The sequence below is a fragment of the Paenibacillus sp. FSL W8-0439 genome, assembly GCF_038008995.1.
GTDB classification, from domain to species: domain Bacteria; phylum Bacillota; class Bacilli; order Paenibacillales; family Paenibacillaceae; genus Paenibacillus; species Paenibacillus polymyxa.
In genome coordinates this window covers 1,953,390-1,973,716 of record NZ_JBBPAK010000001.1, presented here as the reverse complement: position 1 = coordinate 1,973,716, position 20,327 = coordinate 1,953,390, and the positions used below count along the sequence as shown (strand labels likewise).

22 protein-coding genes and 1 tRNA gene are annotated in these 20,327 nt (G+C 45.8%); 9 read left to right on the top strand and 14 right to left on the bottom strand.

Going from position 1 to position 20,327, the window contains the following annotated elements:
• Nucleotides 1-79 precede the first annotated feature (79 nt).
• The 4 genes from MKX36_RS08685 to MKX36_RS08670 all read left to right on the top strand — a co-directional run bounded on the left by MKX36_RS08685 (nucleotide 80) and on the right by MKX36_RS08670 (nucleotide 5,220).
• Nucleotides 80-919, top strand: coding sequence for a helix-turn-helix transcriptional regulator (locus MKX36_RS08685; protein ID WP_016819153.1), 840 nt, complete (start codon nucleotides 80-82; stop codon nucleotides 917-919).
• A gap of 135 nt (nucleotides 920-1,054) precedes the next feature.
• Nucleotides 1,055-2,947 carry a DEAD/DEAH box helicase gene (locus MKX36_RS08680; RefSeq protein ID WP_025364583.1) on the top strand — a complete coding sequence of 631 codons (1,893 nt, stop codon included), beginning with the start codon at nucleotides 1,055-1,057 and terminating at the stop codon, nucleotides 2,945-2,947.
• 2 nt (nucleotides 2,948-2,949) lie between these two features.
• Nucleotides 2,950-3,900: a YqhG family protein gene (locus MKX36_RS08675; protein ID WP_025364582.1), complete on the top strand. Its 951-nt coding sequence runs from the start codon at nucleotides 2,950-2,952 to the stop codon at nucleotides 3,898-3,900.
• A gap of 258 nt (nucleotides 3,901-4,158) precedes the next feature.
• On the top strand, nucleotides 4,159-5,220 hold the full coding sequence (locus MKX36_RS08670) for a hypothetical protein (protein ID WP_340864545.1): 1,062 nt from the start codon (nucleotides 4,159-4,161) through the stop codon (nucleotides 5,218-5,220).
• Nucleotides 5,221-5,322: 102 nt separating this feature from the next.
• On the opposite strand, the gene MKX36_RS08665 is transcribed toward MKX36_RS08670, so the two are convergent.
• Nucleotides 5,323-5,514 carry a YqzE family protein gene (locus MKX36_RS08665; RefSeq protein ID WP_016819149.1) on the bottom strand — a complete coding sequence of 64 codons (192 nt, stop codon included), beginning with the start codon at nucleotides 5,512-5,514 and terminating at the stop codon, nucleotides 5,323-5,325.
• A 284-nt stretch (nucleotides 5,515-5,798) separates the two neighbouring features.
• Here MKX36_RS08665 and MKX36_RS08660 point away from each other — a divergent pair, with 284 nt between their 5' ends.
• Complete coding sequence (locus tag MKX36_RS08660) at nucleotides 5,799-6,554, top strand: N-acetylmuramoyl-L-alanine amidase (RefSeq protein WP_340864544.1); 756 nt, start codon at nucleotides 5,799-5,801, stop codon at nucleotides 6,552-6,554.
• Here the strand turns inward: MKX36_RS08660 and MKX36_RS08655 are convergent.
• From MKX36_RS08655 to MKX36_RS08645, 3 genes are all read right to left on the bottom strand, one after another.
• Nucleotides 6,529-7,464 (bottom strand): divergent polysaccharide deacetylase family protein, encoded by a 936-nt coding sequence (locus tag MKX36_RS08655; protein WP_340864543.1) that lies wholly within the window; start codon nucleotides 7,462-7,464, stop codon nucleotides 6,529-6,531. The two genes, MKX36_RS08660 and MKX36_RS08655, sit on opposite strands and share 26 nt — an antisense overlap.
• Nucleotides 7,465-7,591: 127 nt before the next feature.
• Nucleotides 7,592-8,104, bottom strand: coding sequence for a peptide-methionine (S)-S-oxide reductase MsrA (gene msrA, locus MKX36_RS08650; protein ID WP_016819146.1), 513 nt, complete (start codon nucleotides 8,102-8,104; stop codon nucleotides 7,592-7,594).
• A 211-nt stretch (nucleotides 8,105-8,315) separates the two neighbouring features.
• Nucleotides 8,316-8,400: transfer RNA gene (locus tag MKX36_RS08645), tRNA-Leu, on the bottom strand.
• A 222-nt stretch (nucleotides 8,401-8,622) separates the two neighbouring features.
• Between MKX36_RS08645 and MKX36_RS08640 the strand changes: the two genes are divergently transcribed.
• Entirely contained in the window at nucleotides 8,623-9,159 is a 537-nt protein-coding gene (locus MKX36_RS08640) for a hypothetical protein (RefSeq protein WP_019686921.1), read from the top strand.
• Nucleotides 9,160-9,294: 135 nt separating this feature from the next.
• Here MKX36_RS08640 and MKX36_RS08635 read toward each other — a convergent pair whose 3' ends face one another.
• The 5 genes from MKX36_RS08635 to MKX36_RS08615 form a co-directional block, all read right to left on the bottom strand.
• Nucleotides 9,295-9,624: a carboxymuconolactone decarboxylase family protein gene (locus tag MKX36_RS08635; RefSeq protein ID WP_340866089.1), complete on the bottom strand. Its 330-nt coding sequence runs from the start codon at nucleotides 9,622-9,624 to the stop codon at nucleotides 9,295-9,297.
• Between the two features lie 116 nt (nucleotides 9,625-9,740).
• A complete protein-coding gene (locus MKX36_RS08630; protein ID WP_016819755.1) occupies nucleotides 9,741-9,962 on the bottom strand; it encodes a hypothetical protein in 222 nt (73 codons plus the stop codon).
• A 139-nt stretch (nucleotides 9,963-10,101) separates the two neighbouring features.
• On the bottom strand, nucleotides 10,102-10,446 hold the full coding sequence (locus tag MKX36_RS08625) for a hypothetical protein (RefSeq protein ID WP_013370520.1): 345 nt from the start codon (nucleotides 10,444-10,446) through the stop codon (nucleotides 10,102-10,104).
• A 101-nt stretch (nucleotides 10,447-10,547) separates the two neighbouring features.
• Nucleotides 10,548-11,120, bottom strand: coding sequence for a xanthine phosphoribosyltransferase (locus tag MKX36_RS08620; protein ID WP_016819754.1), 573 nt, complete (start codon nucleotides 11,118-11,120; stop codon nucleotides 10,548-10,550).
• A gap of 85 nt (nucleotides 11,121-11,205) precedes the next feature.
• Complete coding sequence (locus MKX36_RS08615; RefSeq protein WP_016819753.1) at nucleotides 11,206-11,811, bottom strand: DedA family protein; 606 nt, start codon at nucleotides 11,809-11,811, stop codon at nucleotides 11,206-11,208.
• Between the two features lie 141 nt (nucleotides 11,812-11,952).
• Here MKX36_RS08615 and MKX36_RS08610 point away from each other — a divergent pair, with 141 nt between their 5' ends.
• The gene (locus MKX36_RS08610) at nucleotides 11,953-13,059 is read left to right on the top strand and encodes a YkvI family membrane protein (RefSeq protein ID WP_031463253.1); all 1,107 of its coding nucleotides are present in this window, start codon (nucleotides 11,953-11,955) and stop codon (nucleotides 13,057-13,059) included.
• Here MKX36_RS08610 and MKX36_RS08605 read toward each other — a convergent pair.
• Nucleotides 13,056-14,180: a glycosyltransferase family 4 protein gene (locus tag MKX36_RS08605; protein ID WP_031463252.1), complete on the bottom strand. Its 1,125-nt coding sequence runs from the start codon at nucleotides 14,178-14,180 to the stop codon at nucleotides 13,056-13,058. The genes MKX36_RS08610 and MKX36_RS08605 overlap by 4 nt on opposite strands.
• Nucleotides 14,181-14,385: 205 nt before the next feature.
• On the opposite strand from MKX36_RS08605, the gene MKX36_RS08600 reads away from it, so the two are divergent.
• Nucleotides 14,386-15,567, top strand: a complete 1,182-nt coding sequence (locus MKX36_RS08600) for a GGDEF domain-containing protein (protein ID WP_016819750.1) — start codon at nucleotides 14,386-14,388, stop codon at nucleotides 15,565-15,567.
• Between the two features lie 125 nt (nucleotides 15,568-15,692).
• Here MKX36_RS08600 and MKX36_RS08595 read toward each other — a convergent pair whose 3' ends face one another.
• A complete protein-coding gene (locus MKX36_RS08595; RefSeq protein ID WP_019686917.1) occupies nucleotides 15,693-16,475 on the bottom strand; it encodes a pseudouridine synthase in 783 nt (260 codons plus the stop codon).
• A complete protein-coding gene (locus MKX36_RS08590; RefSeq protein ID WP_340864542.1) occupies nucleotides 16,472-18,139 on the bottom strand; it encodes an RsmB/NOP family class I SAM-dependent RNA methyltransferase in 1,668 nt (555 codons plus the stop codon). The genes MKX36_RS08595 and MKX36_RS08590 overlap by 4 nt, the downstream gene beginning before the upstream one ends.
• A gap of 163 nt (nucleotides 18,140-18,302) precedes the next feature.
• Between MKX36_RS08590 and MKX36_RS08585 the strand changes: the two genes are divergently transcribed.
• Nucleotides 18,303-18,830, top strand: coding sequence for a thioredoxin family protein (locus MKX36_RS08585; RefSeq protein ID WP_016819747.1), 528 nt, complete (start codon nucleotides 18,303-18,305; stop codon nucleotides 18,828-18,830).
• 85 nt (nucleotides 18,831-18,915) lie between these two features.
• On the opposite strand, the gene MKX36_RS08580 is transcribed toward MKX36_RS08585, so the two are convergent.
• Entirely contained in the window at nucleotides 18,916-19,485 is a 570-nt protein-coding gene (locus tag MKX36_RS08580; protein ID WP_340864541.1) for a DUF309 domain-containing protein, read from the bottom strand.
• A complete protein-coding gene (locus MKX36_RS08575) occupies nucleotides 19,486-20,298 on the bottom strand; it encodes a GTP pyrophosphokinase (RefSeq protein WP_016819745.1) in 813 nt (270 codons plus the stop codon).
• Between the last annotated feature and the right edge of the window lie 29 nt (nucleotides 20,299-20,327).

Below are 20,327 nucleotides of genomic sequence, written 5' to 3'. Positions count from 1 at the left end.
TGGTATAATGAACACTACTATAGTAAGCGCCTGAATTAATTACTTCAGATACACTCATCGAATGGAGAGAAAATATCTAATGAAAACGGAAGCACGTCTGGAAGCACTATCTGTTTTTCTGAAAACAAAAAGGGCCCGCCTACATCCGCATATGGTTGGTCTTCCCCCTGGATCACGTCGCAGAACACCAGGTTTACGCAGAGAAGAAGTCGCTCAGCTAGCAGGTGTCAGTACAACCTGGTATACCTGGCTGGAGCAGGGTCGGGATATTAAGGTCTCTGCCTCCGTGCTGGATGCTATTGCTGCTGCCTTGCAGTTGAACACGGATGAGCGTAAATATTTGTACGATTTAGCGCTGGAAGCCGGGTCTCATAACCTTCCTGCTCCTGAAGAACAAGCGATCATTTCTCCATCTTTGCAAAAGATCGTACAAGAGTTGCACTACTGTCCTGCTATTATTTCAGATCGGCGCTGCCATATTGTCGGCTGGAACGAAGCTGCTGCTCATGTTTTTATGGATTTTGCTGAACTACCACATGAGCAGCGCAATATGATCGAACTGCTATTTACCAAAAAGGAGTTTAAAAGTCTGGCTGTGAATTGGGAACACTTTGTAAAGGGGTTTCTTGCTATATTCCGCGCTTATTACGGGCAATACGTGACAGACCCCTGGTATGCTCAGTTTATACAAAACATGAGTCAGGCCTACCCAGAGTTTAACGAGCTTTGGAATCAGAGTGAGGTAAGCTCCGCTCCAGAAGTGCTCATTGAATTTCGTCATGCTAAGGCTGGCAAAATGTTATTTGACCTGACTTCCCTTCAGGTACAAGGCAGTGTCGATCTCCGTTGCAGCATATACACCCCCAATGCGCAAACTTCTACGGAAAGTAAACTCCAAAAGTTAATGGAAGGCAGCTAAAGGATTTTATCCCTCCTGTTATGAAGATATCTTTTTCCGTCCATACTACATCTACGATCTGTGCAAAATAGATGTCATATATGTGACAGAGCCAAGAGCTTCAACGGTGCTACTACTAGGAGGGAGGGAATCATCATGAAAGCCAAACCGACAAGTTCCCAGCACGCACAAAGCCAAGCACCATTGCCTGTTCCGATACAATTTGACCGCAGCTGGCAGGACGAGCTGGACCAACGCCTGCACAAGGGAGGTCCTTGGGGAGATTGGGATCTGTATCAGCTGGCAATCGAGGCGGAAAAGGCCAAGCTGGTGCCGAGCTTTGATGAGCTTCAATGTCTTCAGCATTTGCAAGACCTCACTCCACTGCCCCATCAACTCGATACCGCTCGAAAGGTACTGTTTGAGATGTCTGGACGTGCCATTCTTGCCGATGAGGTCGGTCTAGGCAAAACGATTGAAGCCGGAATGATCCTTAAGGAATATCTGGTTCGCGGGCTGGCTTCCAAAGTGCTTATTCTTGTACCCGCTTCTCTGGTCCTGCAATGGGTGCGTGAGCTGAATAGCAAATTCGGCATTCCCGCAGTCGCCCAGAAAAAAGCGTATTCCTGGTCTTCCGAGGTCGTCGTCGCCTCTATGGATACGGCCAAACGGGAGCCACATAGTAACATCCTGCTAGATACCGATTATGACCTACTCATTATTGACGAGGCTCATAAGCTGAAGAATAAAAAAACATCCAACTACCAGTTCATTATGAAGTTGCGTAAAAAATATTGTTTGCTCCTGACAGCAACACCTGTACAAAACGATCTATCTGAGCTGTTTAATCTGATCACGTTACTCAAGCCCGGTCAATTGGGAAGACAAGGCGATTTTTCAGCCAACTTTGTTGTAGATAAACGTCTGCCCAAAAATGAAGATCAGCTCAAAGATGAGCTGTCTAAAGTCATGATCCGCAATCGTCGTGGAGAAGGTCCTGTTCAATTCACTAAACGAAATGTTTCCAACATTCACTTGGAACTCTCGCCAGAAGAGCAAGCGCTGTACGATGGGGTGACCTCTTTTGTCAAAGAACAATATCAGGCGAATGGCGGAAATTTAAGCAGCATGCTGTCTCTCGTTACCCTTCAACGGGAGGTGTGCAGTAGCCGGGACGCTGTGTTTGTCACGCTGGTCAATTTGTCCAAAAAGATGGCTCCTGACTCTCCCCTACGTGATCGTGTTTGGGACTTGGTCGCACACATTAAAGCGATCAAGGCCAATTCCAAAGCAGAAAAAGCACTGGAGCTCATCCGGAAGATGAACGAAAAAGTGATTATTTTTACAGAATATCGGGCCACACAGGAATATTTACTAAACTATTTCCGGGATCGCGGACTGTCTGCCGTTCCTTACCGAGGCGGTATGAACCGGGGCCGCAAAGATTGGATGATGGATCTGTTCCGTGGTCGCATTCAGGTCATGATTGCTACAGAAGCAGGCGGTGAAGGCATTAATCTGCAATTTTGTCACCACATGATTAACTTCGATTTGCCGTGGAATCCCATGCGCGTGGAACAGCGGATTGGACGGGTGCATCGACTTGGACAGAAGCATGACGTAAATATCTTCAACCTATCCACTACCGGAACGATTGAAGAGCATATCCTGCACCTTCTGCATGAAAAGATTAATATGTTTGAGATGGTCATTGGCGGATTGGACGTTATTCTGGAAAAGTTTGAGAAAAAAGAATCCATTGAAAAGAGTTTATATAAAATCATGCTTGAGTCCAGTAGTGATGATGAAATTCGCAGAAAAATGCAAAAGTTGGGCCACTCGCTGGATTCCATCAAACAAGAAATAGCACAAATACGCACAGACCCGTCAGTCTCTCCAAATGTAGTAACCGATAAGTCACCTGGAACAAAACAGCTTAAAGGACGGCTAACAGGAGTAAGCTCAAGTGTTACCGAGGATTTGTTAGGCTTAGCAGGTGATGCAGTTCCTCCAACCAAAGCTCGACGCAGTGTGAAAGGGGGGCGTTAGCCTTGACTATGAATGCACAGCAAGTCCAGCGTTTTGTCCACACTTATCTGGAATCTACTGGGTGCAGCATCATTGAGAGGTCTCCCCACCATGTAACTGTCAAGCTGTCTCCAGAGGCAGATAAAGCCTTGACAAATCGCCCCTACTATTGGGGATACGTAGAGCGTACTGGCGTTCCAGCACAAACCATGTCCTTCACATTCATCTTTGATGGGGAAGCCTATCGGACAGAACAGGAACGTTTAGCGGATCAGACGCCACCAGCTCCTGTAGCTGGCAACGCAGCACAAGATCAGGTCATGGGGCGTTACTTCGGTCATGTACCGACGTTACCGCAATTAGGGCCTGGTCGCATTATGCAGGAGGAGCTTCGATACGGAAGCCGTCGGCTGCATCAAATTTTTGAAGCTGCTCGGGATGGAGGAAAATATGTTTATTTGTTCGAGCAGCCGGATGCCCGTCAGTTGTCTGCCCGTTCTCCTGTAGTCTATGAAGCTTGGCTCAGCGTCTGCTACAAGATTGAGTTTGCCTGCGATTTGAAGCGCGAGGAACTTCATTGGCTAGGTATTTCACTCAAAAGTGGCACTATTGTAGCTAATTTTGGCGCTATGCTCGAAACCCGGCAGCTCAGCCCGCTGCTGGCAGGCAATATGCATGTACAGCCAGCGCAGCTATCTGTCCCTGAGGCTTCCACCTCGCTTGAAAGCTATCTCACCGAACAGCTCCGACAGCAAGATTATGATTGGGCTGAGCAGGCGAAGGAACGATTGCGCATGGAACTAGAGGTTATTGACCACTACTACGAAGATCTAATCAAGGAACAGAAAGAGGAAGAGGATAAAAAAGAATCCGTATTAGAGCAGCATCAAGCCCGTCGTAAAGAAATGGTATGGCAATATGAGCCAAAAGTACTCGTATCCGCCATTAACTGCGGCATATTTCATCTGCGGTAACTGATATCTCACGCTCCTTCGCAGATTAGTTGCAGACATGTCGCCAAGTTGTAACATCTTGCTTCAGCCTACATCAGTTTCTGCTGCTGCAAACACAAGCATAGTCTAGCCTGTCTCCTATGTATCGACAGCAAAAAGCGAACCTGGATACGACATTTGCACCGACAGGGTACAGCAGTCTTTTCATCGGACAAGCTGTATGCTGGTTAAAAAAGATTGCCTCCGTCGGCAAGCCATCCGACAGAAAGGTGGATTCCATTGAAAAAAAATCATTCCGGGCATTATAGCGTAGGTATGGTCGCAGCTGTGCTGATCGGCCTGTCCGCAGTCTGTCCGTTCGCTTCCATTCATGCGGCTCCCTCAGCCGTTCAAGAAAGCAATGTAAGCTCAGCATCCAACTACAACGAAAGCTCCCAGGTTCCTACAATGGAATCCAGGAGCCCTACTACTTCTTCCACATCCCCGGGTGACGTTTCATCAAAGCCTCCTACTCAGCAGCAAGGGGTGCCTGAGGACGTGAAACGGACAGCGAGCGATACCGTCCAATCTCTATCGTCGCAACCCCCTTTTGCTTCGTGGAAAGACGCCGAACTCAGCTACCATCCGCTCGGACCTGGAACCCATAGCTGGCTTGTTCAAGTGAACCATGCAGGAGAATACATTGGCTACCTGATTATCGGATCAGACTCAAACGGCGCTTATCAACTCAACGAATACGGGAATGGGCCAGGCGGACCTTATAGTATGGATATACTTCGCCAATCCCTGAAGTCGCTCACAGAAACCGAATTTTCTTCTATCGACAAGCTACAAATTACACCTATGTATGAGGAACCTCTATTAGCCTACTGGCAGGTACGTTCCTCTACGGGTAGCCAAATATGTATTGATGCTGTTACTGGCGATCCGCTACCTGCAGAAGTAACAGATGGGAGCTGGAAATATAAGCTTCAGAACAACGCGATTTCTTCATCTATACCCTTTTTGAAAACTCAGGCCCAAGCAGTTACTGTCTCGTCTGATCCTTTCGATCCCTATGAGGATCTGGGCTGGCTTCAACCTAAGCAAAAACTTTCCATTCATGACACAGACCAATTTATGGACGCGGTAAGTAATTCACCACGTATGATTTTTTCAGCCACAAGCATCAATTTTGCCTTTGGGGGACCCTTATCCATTAGCGGGTTTCAAGCTTGGGTATCTACAGATCATCCGTCCGAACCCATTTTATATGCATTAACCTACCACGATGGTCTTTCCCGATTTGTGCCACTAAAACAGTTGTTGTCTCATGGTCAATTTTACCGTTTGGAATCTTAGTAGTTTTAGGACCATTAAAAATAATTCGAAATTATCCCTAAACAACATAAAAAGAGACCTCAAATGGCATACCCCATGCCTCTTGTGGTCTCTTTGGCGTGTTTAACGTTGCTCTCTTCGCTCTCTGCGTGTGGATTTTATCCACATTTTCAGAGCGAGAGGCAACATTCCAAACCATTTGCTTACCCACGGCTCCTTGGCTTGTTTTTGGCTGCGTCGAACATCGCGCGGCGTTTCCATATAACGCACAATCCGCTCTGTAATATACGTCACCAGTTCGTCACTCTTCGCCATCCTCCATGACCTCCTTCATCTGACCTAACATTTCCGATCACCGTATCTTGGAAATACCAAATTACACGTTAGGTTCAGATACCACTAGCTTGCACAGTTTTCAGCAGCTCTAACCCTTGCGGGATAACTATGCATGGTTCCCCTTAAATGGAACATACTATCTTCAACTAACAGTTACCCCAAGGCTAATGGTTCTATTTAAAGGCAGCAGTGCTCTTTAGGTTTGATGTCTGTTATGCATGGTTTTCAGTAAACAATCAATTCGTCCATTGGAGGAATAGAACGTGTTGAATAAAAAGTTAAACAGGATATGGCTGATTGGGCTGGGCTTAAGTTTTTGTATCCTTTGCAGTGCTATATTTCCCCCGTTAGCTTATGCAACTACTCAGCCTGATGAGAAAAGCACCGAGACAAACAAGCATGCAGAAATCCAGTTTAACCGGTCCTATCACGCTTTTGCCAAACCCGTCGTCCTGATTGATGTAGGTCATGGTGGTGTGGATGGTGGAACAAGTCACAAAGGACTTCTGGAAAAAGATATTAATCTTGCTATTGCTCAAAAACTGTACCTAATCTTACGCTCTCAGGGTTACCCTGCTGTTCTGAATCGGGACAAGGACTACGCACTGAGTGATGATAACCGTTGGTTGCAGTCCAAATCACGGCATCTTAAAGACCTCGCCCAACGTAAAAGCTTGACAGAACAACTGCCCACTGCTGTGGTTGTAAGCCTGCATGTCAATTGGGCCAAACGGGCCGAAAAACGCGGACCCATTGTACTGTATCAGGATGAAGGCAGCAGCTATCTGTTAGCTGAACGGATTCAGCATTCATTAAACCGCTTATTTTGCATGAATAGACAAACCATGTACGGAAAACCCTTTTATCTTCTAAATAAAATCCAGCATCCCGCTGTAATTGTGGAAACCGGATTTATCAGCAACGAGCAGGACAGAGCCATGCTTTCCGGGGATCACGGTCAAAAAAGCATTGCTCAAGCTATAGCCGAAGGCATTATTGCGCATCTGACGGCATGGTAGTATTCGTGGCTGGGTCTCCTGTCCATCCCCATACATCACGCACCAGATCGCTAATACCGACAAATTGTGCATGCTCCTTTAATTTAGGGACCGATGAATGAAGCCCTGAGGAGGTATACATGCCGGACACGCCGACATGTCCAATCGTTACACAGGTATCGTGCTCTGCCAACCATTCGACCACTTTACTAAGTTGCCGATTCACATGAGCGAGTGTATGAACATCATCCAAAAAAACATCATTTCGCACCGGTGGCATTCCCTTTTTAGCAGCAAGTTCAGGCACCACTGACCAATAATTAGTACGGCTATCAACAAAAAATAGTCCATATTCCTTACAAACATCAAGAACGACGGACATAATGCGCTTATCTGAGGTGACCTTGGAGCCCATATGGTTGTTCATTCCTATGGCATAAGGAACATCCTTAATTGCTGCTGTCACCTTGGCGCGTACTTCTTCATCCGTCATATTAGCCTTGATTGCTCCCGGTCCAAGCCATTCAGGCTTGCCCTGCTTGGGCTCCATTGGAAGATGGACGATAACATCATGACCACGCTTATGCGCTTCCATAGCGTCCTGTTTGGTTGTTGGCAGGAAGGGCATGACAGCAACGGTGATTTTGACGGGTAAATTTAGAATCTCCTCGGTACCTTTCATATTGTTCCCTAAATCATCAATAATGACAGCAACCCTTTTTTGCTGCTGGTTCTGCTGGTCTATTGCTTCGGCAACAGCAGTTTTACAGATCATAAATAACATACAGACTGAAATACAAAGCACTACAATTATTTGCATTCTAGATCTTGTATGGTGTGCAAGCGCATAAGACGAATCCTTCCGGCTGCGTGATGCTTTTAAAGCCTTTTTTATTATATTTCTCATGTGCAGTTTCCGTCGTGTACTCATTTGCGGGTCAGCCTCCTTCTCTGTCCCTTCATTGTGTGAGTAAAACCGTTTAAATATGTACAAGGCGATCTGAGATATAATCTCTGATCTGCCTTGAAGTGCGCATAATGACGTATATTAAAGCTGCTTACCAGTTTTTGTCGATAAATTCATCACGACCGGATTGGGCTCGATCTTCCTTATAATGTTTCACATTCTTCTTGTGATAATCCTGATGATAATCCTCTGCCGGATAAAAAATCGAAGCCGGAAGAATCTCCGTTACAATTGGCTTATCAAAGCGTCCGCTTTGTACCAACTGTTCCTTGGATTGCTGTGCAAGCTCACGTTGCTGCTCCGTATGATAAAAAATGGCAGGTTTATATTGTGTGCCTCGGTCCTGAAATTGACCTTCTCCGTCGGTAGGATCTGTTTGCGGCCAATACAATTCAAGTAGCTTTTCATAAGGAAACAGCTCAGGATCAAACGTAATCTGCACCACCTCATAGTGCCCTGTTGTTCCTGTTTTAACCTGTTCGTAGGTCGGATCGGAAATCGCCCCTCCAGTATAGCCTGAGACAATACTATGAATCCCCGGCTGCTCCTCAAACGGAGTCACCATACACCAGAAGCACCCACCTGCAAAAGTTGCTTTCTCCATCTTCCATCCAACCTTTCAATAGCTTCATCATAAAACGTGTTACTTTCTATCATATCTTAAAAATTGAACTTATAAAAGAATTGCTCAAGGACTTGAATAAAATTCAAGTCCTTATATTGTCCTTCCTGGGAAATCTGCAATAACTCCGAAACGTAAGAAAAGGCTTATAAAACTGCTACGAGAGCAATTCTATAAACCTTTTCTAAATGGATGCGGTCGAGAGGACTCGAACCTCCACGGGGGGTTAGCCCACACGGACCTGAACCGTGCGCGTCTGCCAATTCCGCCACGACCGCATATATATTTGTCGTCTATTTCAAAAGAATCAATCTTTCTTAGCGACAAGATAGATCATACCATGCTCAAATAAAGTTGTCAAACCTTTTATTTTTCTTTATTTATTCTTGATAAAAAAGGAATAATACGATAATATAAGAACATAAGTTCCTATTAACTTATGTTCTTTCACTTCGATGACTATGAATTATCATCACATTTCCCTAAGGCGGTGAATGGTAATGATCTCTTCAGATACTACTCAGCATCCATGCTCTCTTGTGAAAAGTTATCTGCTCCTTACCTTTATTCAAAAAGTATTTGAGCGTGACAGTCTAATTCTTGAGGAAAGCGGCGTGCTGAAAACCCCTGATCTTTATGTCGAAATGGTTAACGCAGGAATAGATCGTACCGGAATCCTGCTATCTGAAATCAAACATGAATTTAAGAAGTATCACATTCGTGTTCTAGACATCCAACAAAACCACTCCGGCGTTCACGCCACCTATATATATAAAGGCGTCAAAGAACAGTTCCGTATGCCTATGTCCGCATTCCGCAAAGAAATGTATGAACGAATGCGAGCTTATTTGGGGCTCCCTACCTCTTTGCCTCATACGGCAGCTCTACCTTTACCAGAGAAATATCGCCCCGAATTACCCAATAACTCAACCCCCAAACCCCTACGCGTTGTTGGGCGAAGTTGGGTTGCATCCTCTTCTGCCTACAAGCATAAATCCCCTCGCCCTGCTGCTTTTGCTGCAAGTAAAAGAGCATAATCCCCGCACTACACGCAAAAAGAAGCTTCCGCAGGCACTAACTGTGCTCGGAAGCTTCTTTTCATAACCATCATTTGTTGAGATCAATCTATGTCCGCTATTACGATTATAAGTTATCTGTATGAATGATTCGCTTTAATGTAACGCCTTCTGTACACGGGTAACCCCTTGACTTAGAGCATGTCCTCCACCAACTGCAGCAGCTACAGCAACGGTCTCCATAATCTCCTGGTCACTGGCTCCTTTGGAACGCGCCTCATTCACATGATAAAACGTACACACCTCATTGTTGGAAAATAAGCCAATACCTAGCGCAATCAGTTGCTTGGTTTTTCCATCTAAACTGCCGGCTTGAAAGCATTCTCCGGTAAAGCGATGATAGGCATGAACTACCTCGGGCAACTTATCTTCCAAATGGCTGATTTGATCCTTGTATGCATGTACTTTTTCGTCCATAACCGTCATTGACACAGCACGCCCTCTCTGTTGAGTTTTCCTTCATTACTGTGTCCGATTTAGAGTTTCTGTATGCCTAATGAAACACACCGTTTTTTAGCCAATCCCCATTTGGAACTCGTTTCTTAATCCAGATCTATCGGATTGTGACGCGGCTCGCTGAACGGCTGATATGTATAGCTGCGATCCAACTTGACCACACGTCGATTCTGGCGGCGAATAAGCACCTGTTCATCATCCCATGCCAGTACAATGCCAACCACATCGTTGGACTCCAATCCATCGCGTACGACGCGTACCTTTTCACCAGAAAGTCGATAAGCATCCAATTCTTCGTCCATTATCATTCATGTCCCCTCCTTATCCATTTTTTCAACACAACGGCCATAATTTTATATGCATGGAAAAGTTTAAAAAGAGACCTAAACAAATCATTTAGGTCTCTTTCCGCTTACTACTTATATGGATTGCCAACAGAGCAACAAATTATCCCGACTGATTTACACTGTGATCATGTTCTTTTGTATCGTTCTTCTCGTACCAGAAGTCCAGCACTTGTGCAGACAACACTCGCTGTTCTACATACTCCACTTGGTGAGCAGTAAATTCTTCTTTCCAAGAGAAAGACAATTCTTCGCATAGGTTAACCAATGTCAGCAACTCAGACCAAGCCACATAGCGTTTATACCAAAAAAACTGAGGATGTTCAATCATATAGGGATACAAATCGTCGAATTCCGTATGCTTACAATCCAAGGCGCGTTCAAAATGCACTTTAGCCGCTGCCAGTTTTTCCAGAAAAAACTGTTCGGTCAATTGTTCATTCCCCATGTTGCTGCCTCCTCTCCCAAACCTTATATATATTATAAGCGAAATTGATGCTCATGCAAAGGTTATTATTAGAAATAAGGATCCGAAGCTTAGAATTGTTACTATTCAGCAAACTCTATCTTACCGTCAGCCAATGACGAAATTTTAACCAATGATTCTACACGAATGCCCTGCTCACGAATGGTTCTGGCTCCGGCCTGAAACATTTTTTCAACCGCAACTCCGAATCCAACCAACTCCGCTCCGGAGCGTTGAATAATTTTAACCATGCCTCGTGCCGCATCGCCATTAGCGATAATATCATCAATGAACAAGACACGATCATGCTCATGAATAAATTGACGAGACAACATAATATCTGTGACAATCCCTTTTGTAAACGAAGGTACACGCTCACACAGCGCATCTGGATCAGCTAATAAAGTCTTTTTACGACGAGCAAATACCAACGGTACACCCAACTCCAACGCTGTCGCAAACCCGATGGCAATGCCTGAGGATTCCACGGTCACTACTCTGGTGATCTTCTCTTCCCGAAAACGGGCTGCGAACTCTCGTCCCATTTCCATTGTCAGCTCTGGATCAACCTGGTGATTAAGCAATCCATCCAGCTTTAGTACCTGATCTGACGCAATCACACCTTCATTTAAAATTCGTTTCTTTAATACTTCCATTCCATGACCTCCCACGGCATTCCTATGCGGTAAAAGTACCATACTTCACCCGTCGCTTTCAAGCTATAGCCTGCTTTCCATGCATTCATGTGATATTTTTTTTACGTTTGTTCCAGAACCATGCGGTGATTCCTCCCAAAACGATTAAAAGAATAACGATCAGGCCCACCCGATGAGTCACCTTCTCCATCAGCTTAGCCACCTGTTCCCAGTGCATACCCACCGCATGCCCGATCCCCAAAAATGTACCGCACCACAGCAACGCTCCTGCCGATGCATAGCCGATATAGCGAAAAACACCTAGACGGGTTGTACCTGCCAGATAGGATGACACATGTCTCAAGCCGGGGACAAAATATCCGAACAAAATTCCCCAGGTACCATAGCGCCCGAACCAATTTTCGGAAGAGGCAATCCTGGAAGGCGTAAGCCTCACCCATTTACCGTATCGGTGCAATAGTGGTTTGCCCAGCAGACGACCCAATGTGTAGCTAAGCATCATGCCTGTCATACTACCGAAAAATGTGACTGCCAGCGCAGCAATAAAGTTGTAGTGTCCTTGAGACACGAGCCCGCCAAAGGCGATCATTAGCACTTCGTCGGGTATCGGCATACCAGCTACTCCAAGGGCAAGCAAGCCGAACATTGCCAAATATCCGTATTCCAGTATCCATGCAAGGATTTGACCCATAAATTACGCTCCCGTCAAGCTATTCATTAAATGCAGTATAATTATTTTCAGTCTCATCCAGTCATGTCCTATTTCAGTTGAACATAGTTTGTATTATATGCTCGCTGCAGCGTTATTCAAGCAGGCAAGGGGGGACTGGGAATGAAACGTAATATTCATGTTTTTCAGATTGCTTTTACATACATTGGTACAATCGTCGGTGCCGGCTTCGCTACCGGACAAGAAATATTGCAATTCTTTACGCAATATGGACGTTGGGCTACAATCACGATTATGCTGTCCACACTCATATTTGTATGGTTGGGTACGAAAATGATGCTGATCGCTCATGATATTTCAGCCCGCTCCTACGAGGATCTGAACAAGCACCTTTTTGGTGCCAATGCCGGAAAATGGATCAGCATATTCACACTTTTTGTGCTGATTGGCGTGAACAGCGTCATGCTGGCAGGAGCCGGCTCTGTTTTTGTGGAGCACCTTCATCTGCACTACCAGACTGGACTGCTCATTACACTAATCGGAACTTACTTGCTGCTGAATAAAGGTATTAAAGCGATTTTGCATATGAACACCATTGTTGTCCCGCTGATGATCACTATATCTCTTTTGCTCGTTCACAGTACCCTTTCCATGCCCAATCCGCAAAGCTTTATTACGAATACGACAGACCACAGTGTGCTACGCACATGGATATCTCCGCTCCTGTACACGTCCTTCAATCTGGCTATGGCTCAGGCCGTGCTTGTCCCTCTAGGCAGCCAAACTTTCTCCCGTAAAACGATCCGCTGGGGCGGTGTTTTGGGCGGAATTGGTGTTGGCTTTATGCTGATGGCTGCACATTTTGTCATGTCAGCGCAAATGCCAGGCATTCAGCAATTTGAAATCCCTATGGGAAGCATTGCTTACCGTCTAGGCGCCCTTGTTGAAATCATATACATTCTACTCATTTTCATGGAGATCTTCAGTACCTTTGTGGCCGACATTTATGGAGTCAGTCTACAAATTCGTCAGCATGTCCAAATTTCGCCCAAGCTCATTACATTATTCATTATGCTCACCTGTTTTTTAATCAGTCAGTTCGGCTTCAGCTCACTGTTATCTGTGCTTTATCCTATTTTTGGAATGCTCAGTCTGATGTGGGTCAGTAAACTGATCTTAGCAGGACGCGGAAGACCTTTCCGCTCCTCACGTCCTCGCTCCAGCTTTCGGCATTCTGATTCCAAACCAGGTGATACCCGTCATGGTTAGTGCGGAAATTTCAAATACATTTTCTTCAGTTCGTTAACAGCACGACTTAATGAATAGCTTGATTTAGCCTTGTCGCAGGCGGATCTAGCCAGTTCATAACGATAGGCAGGGTCAGCGATGACCTTTTCTAATGCGTCTGCCAGTGCCTTCGGATTATCGGGTGGCACGAGCAGACCATTTACCCCATTTTCAATCTGCTCCGGTATTCCCCCTACTTCTGTACCTACCAATGCCAGACAGCTCAACGCCGCTTCTGCAAATACGGAGCCAAAGGCCTCCGCCCGCGAAGGCAATACAAATACATCAAAGAAAGGCATAAACTCTTCCGGGTGAAGAGTATATCCATAAAAAATCGTCTCATGGTATATATCCAGCTGTCGCGCCATCTCTTCCATCTCAGGCCGAATCGGACCATCACCAATGATATGGAGTACAAATTCTTGATTTCTTTTTTTCAGCTCAGCGCAAGCCTGTAATAGAATATCAAGTCCTTTGGCGGGAACAAGTCGGCAAACGGTTATAAGCTGTGTCACTTCATTTTCGTGAGGAATGGGCTTAAATCGCTTCTCATCATATCCATTTGGAATAACCACAACATCTTGCGGATGCTGTACATAAGGTGTTAAGTAATGCTGAAAAGATTGCGATACTGCTATCAGGCGATCCGCCTTCTGCTCCATTTCTCGGTACAGTGACACTAAGAATTGGTGTTCAGGCCCGTTCTCCTCTATTTTCCCGTTCAGAATTAACTCCTTCTCATAGGAAGAGTGAATCGTCTGTACGAGCGGGGTATCAGGAAATACGTTTTTCATAGCTAGCCCGGCAATCGGATGATGAGCATGAATAAGGTCAAAGGGCTTCTGAATACGAAGCCGAGTCCACCACAAATAATCACGGTACGTCTGAATATATTTTTGAACGATAGGATATTGCTCATATCTCGTCCAGTCGAAGGTATCAAAGATTACTTCGTCCCTACCCTTGTTACGAATCCGTTTAGGGATTGAAAATAACTCCATTTCCCAACGGGGGGACGTAAATCGCTCTTGCAAATATGGAATCATGGATGAAACGCCTCCCGGTTGCTCGGGTGGGAAAAAGAGAGCCTGTAGCAATTTCATGAGTGCTTCCCCTTTCAAGCATTAAACTGCCCGGAACACAGGATATATGTATAGGTTTCCGGATTTTCTGAAAGATGATATATTGAGAATAAATGTTAGGCACAAAAGAAAATTATAACATTTTAACTGGAATAAATCCTGTCTATTGTATCGGAACGATATCGTCCGTTCAATAGATAGATTAATTTTACAAATGGAGTCGGTGATGTTGACGTTGTTGTCCTTATTGGGAACCTTGGGCTCCCCATCTCTGGCCGGGGCCATAAGTGCAGCCTGCGGTTTGTATATTATACTCATGATGGCGCTAATGTGCGTGATCATATATAGCAGACAACGAAAAAAAGCCTATATCCTTTTTTCGGCTGCCGCTATTTTTATTATGACATATGAAGCGATGAATCTCTATTCGGCAGGCGGCGGCCAAATGCAACTGCAGGGAATCGTGTGGAAAAATGCTTTGGAGGCGTTTGCCTTCGTGCTCATCAATGCCGCTGTATTTCAGCTTTACCGAAAGCTAAAGCTTATGGAAAAATGGGTCTTGCTGTTGCTGGCTGCGTTATTAATACTGCCGGTAATGGCTTGGACTTTAGGTTTGCTACCCACTTGGATTAGCCCAGTGAAGTTGGTTGGATTCACTTTGTTTTATCGAGTGTTAGTGCTTATATTAAGCCTTCTGTTCATCACCCCGCGAATCGGACAGCCAAAGAAATTTATGGCAGGCCTATTCACTTATCTGCTCTGGCTTGGTTTTCTCTGGCTGCGAAATGACATCCCTGAAGAAGCAGACGGATCAAACACAATCCTGTGGATGTCATTTTTACCATTGCTGTACTACACTACGTTATTTGTCATCCTGTTTGAACGGATTGTGGAGCTACTCCAAAGGATTTATCGTTCTTCCATTACCGATGGCCTGACAGGACTGTATAACCGTAAATATTTTTCGGGACGACTACGACGATATATGGACCAGGGAATCCGCGTGTCGGTCATTTTTTGCGATATTGACAATTTCAAAAAGCTGAATGATACGCAGGGCCATGCTCGTGCGGATGAAGTTCTCAAGCAGGTCGCACAGATTATGGAGGACGAACTGGATGAAATCGGGCTGACCGGACGATACGGTGGCGAGGAACTGGTCGCAATGGTTGTGGATCGTCGGGCCAAGGTGGCGCTGGTCGCAGAACGAATCCGCGAACGTGTCGCTGAGGAAAGCATCGTCACTATCAGTGTCGGACACAGTACCGTGAAGAAGGAAATGAACCCGGATGAACTCGTCAAACAGGCCGATCAAGCCATGTACATATCCAAAACGACAGGCAAAAACAAGGTTACAGCTTATAAGGCAGCGGAAGTGAAACAAAATCGGGCAGCACGCGCACAATAATTCGCAAATTACGATTCGTTATCGAAGACTGCCTATGAATACTGCTCTGTCTAATTGTCTATATCCTAAAATGACGCACAGGAATCTCGTACGAGTCTGTGCGTCATTTATATTTAATCTTACCATCAAGCTTCTGATGTTGCGGAAACTATATCACGGCCGATCAATGCCAGTTCTTCGCTAGTCAGCTCTCGATAGCTGCCCAGTGGAAGCTGATCATCCAGCTTCAATGGCCCCATGGCTGTTCTTTTCAAGTAGGTCACTTTTTTACCAACCGCCTCGAACATGCGCTTCACTTGGTGAAACTTACCTTCATGGATTACAAGCGAAATATAGGAAATGACTTCCCCATCTGCCTGATGCGGCTGTTCATGCCGAAGAATCGTCAACTGCGCGGGAAGGGTGACATACCCATCATCCAGTTCCACTCCTGCTGTAAATTGAAGAATATCCTCCTCCGTGACAAGTCCCAACACCGTAGCTTCATACGTTTTGGGGACATGACGCCTCGGAGATAGTAGTTCGTGCGCCAGCTTGCCATCGTTGGTCAATAACAATAGGCCTTCTGTATCTTTATCTAGCCGCCCTACTGGAAAAGGCTCGAAATGTCGTTCCTCCGCACTCAGCAAATCCAGCACCGTTCGTTCCCTCGTATCTTCGGTTGCAGATATAACACCTGGGGGCTTGTGCAGCATGATGTAAATATACTCTCTAAAAACAACAAGTTCGCCGTTCACTTCAATTTGATCTTGATATGGATGAACCTGTAAGCCGCTATCCTTGATGATCCGTCCGTTTACTGTGATCATACCTTGCTTTACCTGTCTCTTGATATCACTACGGGAACCATAGCCCATATGGGTTAAAATTTTGTCCAAACGCTGAGTTTGTCTTCCTTTTCCACTCATACCGATGTCCACCTCCAGCCTGTAGGATATTCATTTTTAAGCATGCCGTCCTGCCATTTGCCCCACCCGGCCGAATAACCATCAATACACACGAGAGTATAGCCCTTTGGTTGGACTTCATTCCGAAGCTCCATTCTCTCAACAGGGATGGACAAGGTTTCACCTTTTAAATACCGGATGGCTTCAGCATCCGAGCTGGAAAGGTTGATGCTTCTAACCGCCTCAAAAGAGCGCAAAGCCACCGCCAGTGGGTGTGAAGGTACGAAACGACCATTTCTATCGGTTCCCATAAACCAACCCGGACGTACCACCTTAAGACCGTCCAAACGATGTGATGCCAGCGGCGACTGATAAATGCGATCTCCGTAGACCACCGTGTAGCCTGCAAATGAAACCTCCAACTGCTCCTGAACAAATTGATGATAAGATTCCAACACATCATGCGGGGAGCGTACAGCAGATTTTGCATTTTCTTTGCCCATACGTGACTTGTTACCATCAAAGCCGCGCGTGGTCTTTCCTTTGCCTGACTTTCCGCCCATTCCTTTTCCGGTTCGTTTAGGCTCATCAGTCGTGCGCCTTCCTTGGACACTTGGGAGCAGCGCTTCCTTGACGGGCAAATGTTGCTTCTTGTGCGAATATGCTGCTTCTATTTTTAATATTCTTTCATTCTTGTTCGTATATGGAGCCAGTTCCCCTGACTTAGTGTGATCTGCTGTCGAAGTGACACGACCACCACCCTGATGCTGCAATATGGCGATAAAATGCCCTTCACCCTCTACAAGATGCGGCCATAGGCGTGCTGTACCTCGCAGTTCCGGATGTGCCGATGCAATCTCTTCATTCATCCATTCCGGGTGGCCTGGTGCAAAACCTGCTTCCGAAGGAACAGGGACTACGTTAAAATCGGGATGAGCCTCCAGAAATTCCGCAATCATTCCTTCATTTTCTTCCGGGGCAAAGGTGCAGGTCGAATAGACAATTCTTCCCTCATCGCTCAGCATCGAGGCCGCTACACGCAAAATGTCCCGTTGCATGACCACACATTTTTCTACCGAGTGTGTCTCCCATTGTTTGGCCATATCTTCATCCTTACGGAACATACCTTCTCCCGAACAAGGTGCGTCAATTAAAATTTTGTTGAAGAAATGAGGAAAAGCATCTGCGATACGATCCGGGCTTTCATTCAATACCACGGCATTGCGCACACCGTACAGTTCCACATTTTTAGCTAGCGCCTTGGTTCGATCGGCGCTAATATCATTGGTCACCAGTACGCCACTTCCTTGCAGTTTGGCTGCGATTTGGGTTGATTTCCCCCCCGGTGCAGCGCACAAGTCCAAAACAGCTTCACCCTGAGCTATATTGAGCAGTTCAACCGGAGACATCGCACTCGGTTCCTGTACATAGTACAACCCAGCATGATAGTAAGGGTGAAGTCCAGGCTTAGTGCCGTGCGGAATGTAAAAACCTGTGGGGCACCACGGAATCGGCCGCAGTTCGAACGGAGAACGTTCCTTAAAGTCCTCTACTGGAATTTTTAATGTATTGACGCGAATCCCGGCATGGGGCGTGTGGTCATAGGCAGCCATAAAAGCCTCAAATTCATCACCGAGCAGTTGTTCCATGCGCTTTACAAATGCTGTGGGGAGCTGTACACCCATAATCGTAATCATCCTGTCCTGTTAAAATAAATTTTATTGTACCATAATCAACCTGTTATCCGGCAATATCTGTGTGATTTACAAACTTTCACTACAATCTGTAATGTTGTATAATAATGAGGTTCATAGTTACATATTTTAGATTTTGATAGGAGAGATTCCATTGAACGCACAAAAATCCAACAAAAAAAAGCTTATCCCTGTCATTGGCTTTTTTGTTGTGCTTGTCATTTTGCTTGGAGTGCTGCTCGCTTTAAACTCGGGCACTAAAAACAAGCTGTACGGCGTTTCCACAGCCTCGTTAAATCCTGCTACCCAGGAACTGCTAAATGATCCGAACTATCAGCAAATTATTAAGCCAGAAGATTTACAAAGTAAAATTGACAAAAAGGAAAGCTTTTTCGTCTATCATTTCGCTTCCGACTGTGTTCACTGCCGTGCCACTACTCCCAAGCTCATGCCTTTGAGCAAGCAGGAGAATATCACGATGCACGAATTTAACCTGCGTGAGTATGAGGCTGGCTGGGACAAGTACAAGATTGAGTATACTCCCACGCTTGTTTATTACGAAAAAGGCGTGGAAAAGGAACGTATGGTAGGTGGGTTGAAGGAAAGTCCTTCAGACAACGGATACACACTAGACGATTTCAAAGCCTTCTTTGAGAAATATAAAAAGAACGTGACCTCTTAGATAAATCTCCTCACGTCTGACAATGATAAAGCAGCCCGATCCCTATAAAACGGATCGGGCTGCTCGTTTATTATACGCTACAACATCAAGGCGCATCCTTCGTTTCCATCTGGGCTGAGCGTAAGCTGCCAGCATCCTGTCTTCGCCTAATCGAAGCTTCCAGCGCCTGCTGACGCTGCTCATGCTTTTCGCCACGCCGAGGACCTCTCTGCTGAGGGACGTTGACCGGAACGGACAACGCTGCCTTCTCCACGGCCCGACGCAGCCCAGGTTCGATGATTTCAATCGTCAAGTCCCGATAAATCGGCGGTTGACGATGAAGCTCTTCCGAACCTTCCATAACAGCTTCAGCAAGCTGCCGGGCGCAAGCGCGCGCCTCGTCTATCAGCTTCGCCATATTAATACCCAGCGCCTGCGAAGAAGCATGTTCCAACCTGTGTACCGCACTGTCCAGCATCATGTATCCACCACGATAGTTACCATTGCGAAAATGATACAGTCCTACAGCAATTTGCAGCAAACCTTTATATACAGGGTCTCGGTCCAGCTTAAGCCACAGCTCTTCCAGTACCTCATGACATTCAAAGTAATCCCGATCCCGATTGAAGTATACCAAATAAGTCACGTACAACGGTTCATAGGAAGGGTTCACCATTTAAAACTCATCCCTGTCTTCTTCCTTAGTTGAAGCTTCCAGCATCTCCTTGACCTCATCATGCAGCTGCTTGATTCCTTCCATGTCGTGCCGCTCCCACAGTTCATTGAATCTGCGCTGCGCCTCAATCGTTTCACTAATTTTATGGTAGAAATACAGACGATGCATGCCTGTTAGCACTTTGGATACGATATTGGCTTCATCCTCAAACTTCTTCTGCGCTTCCAATATTTCAAGACGGATGGAAGACATTTCATTATCCAACACAAAGGCTGCCTCCGCCGCCTTTTTCAACCGGGCCCGCATATCATCCGGCAAGCTCTCACGATACTTATAGCTAAGAGAATGCTCTATGGTTGCCCAAAAATTCATAGCCAACGTACGGATCTGAATTTCTGCCAGCACAATCTTTAACCCCACTGCTGTCTGAACCGGGTACTCCACAATCATATGAAAGCTGCGATAGCCGCTATCTTTATAATTGGTGATGTAGTCCTTTTCATACAATACTGTCAAATCCTTACGTCTTCGAATATATTCGGCTACCCGCCGGATATCCTCTACGAATTGACACATAATGCGAATGCCGGCGATATCCTCGATCCCCGTCTCCAGCTGATCAGGTGGAACCTGTAATCTCTTCGCCTTATCGAGGATGCTGGATATTTTTTTAACCCGTCCAGTTACGAATTCGATAGGAGCGTATTCCTCGCGCTTTTTCAGCTCCGCACGCATTGTTTTGAACTTGACCTTAAGCTCTTCCACCGCCTGATCGTATGGCAGCAAAAATGTTCCCCAGTCTCTTCCGTCCATCCCCGTACCTCCTGTCTCTTCCGACAACA